General features: G+C 51.1%; 2 protein-coding genes. Both read left to right on the top strand.

The features are described from left to right. Nucleotides 1–201: 201 nt before the first annotated feature. Nucleotides 202–696, top strand: coding sequence for a tetratricopeptide repeat protein (locus tag PX481_RS24005; RefSeq protein ID WP_288096432.1), 495 nt, complete (start codon nucleotides 202–204; stop codon nucleotides 694–696). 143 nt (nucleotides 697–839) lie between these two features. Beyond that, the coding region (locus PX481_RS24000) for a trypsin-like peptidase domain-containing protein (RefSeq protein ID WP_288096430.1) at nucleotides 840–1,163 on the top strand (324 nt) is incomplete at its 3' end.

Below are 1,163 nucleotides of genomic sequence, written 5' to 3'. Positions count from 1 at the left end.
ATCGTCGGGGATTTGCTTACCATATTGCATCAAAAAAAACAAGTATTTTTCACTAAATGATAACAAAGCGATGCCGATTGCCGCGCTTTTTCCTTTTGTACCCGAAAGGAAAAAAAATTGATCGCCCTATCCTGCATATTCCCAAAAAAGCAACCGATGAATTAGGTAGAAGCTCAAATCACCCTCACCGAGGAACTACCCATGAAATCCTTCGCCCTTCTCACCACCGTCAGCCTAATCGGCCTCTCCACCCTCGCCACTGTTCGCCCCGTTATAGCCCTAGAAAGCCGACAACCAGCCGAAACCCTGATCACTCAAGCGAACTACAAAGAAGCGATCGCCCACTTTAACCGGGGAATTGACTACATCCAACAGGAAAAATATGATCTCGCCCTCGCTCAATTCACCAGAGCGATCGAACTCGATCCGGACTATAGCGAAGCTTACCTCGGTCGGGGCATGATTTACACGATTCGCGAACAATGGCGGCCGGCGTTTCAAGACCTGAACACCGCGATCCGACTAAACCCCCGCGCTGCCTACGCTTACCATTTCCGCGGATACGTCCATCTCGCATTTAACCAGAGACAAAATGCGATCGCCGATCTAACAACGGCCGCCGAATTATTTCGCCAGCAGGGAAACACAGAAATGTACAACAGCGCCATAGAAGCACTACGGCAGATAGGTGCGTAAGTTGCCAGGGAGAGCGATCGCTCTCCCCCTCTAAACTTTTGTGAAAAAAGCAACCTGAGGACTTAAAACTTAATCGCATAATTGGAAAAAAACCAACGATAACATCCTTGCAAGTATCCCTCGACTAAAGAGGAGCCAACCCGATGAAACCAATTACTTTCACCCTATCGGTGCTACTGGCCACCACTGGCCTACTCGTTCAACCAGGAGGCTTCCTGATGGAAAACGTTCCACCCCTCCTCGCGCAGGAGCAGACCGCTTCTAGAGTCTATCAGAAAGCCAGCCCCGCCGTCGTCACCGTCAAAAATGGCAGCGGCCACGGTAGCGGCTTTCTCGTCAGTCCCGACGGTATCATCATTACCAACGCCCACGTTGTTGCGGATGGCCCCCGGGTGGTGACGGTGAAATTTTCCAACGGACAGCAGGCCTCGGCAGACGTGATCGGCTTCGCTAAAAATGGCGTGGAT

It is taken from the genome of Microcystis sp. M53603_WE2, from assembly GCF_030065435.1.
The sequence above is the reverse complement of the archived record's forward strand: the minus strand, read 5'-3'. Positions and strand labels throughout refer to the sequence as shown.

What these genes read in the sequence shown, in the direction of transcription:
- PX481_RS24005 (WP_288096432.1), top strand. Translation starts at nt 202, where the DNA reads ATGAAATCCTTCGCCCTTCTCACCACCGTCAGCCTAATCGGCCTCTCC.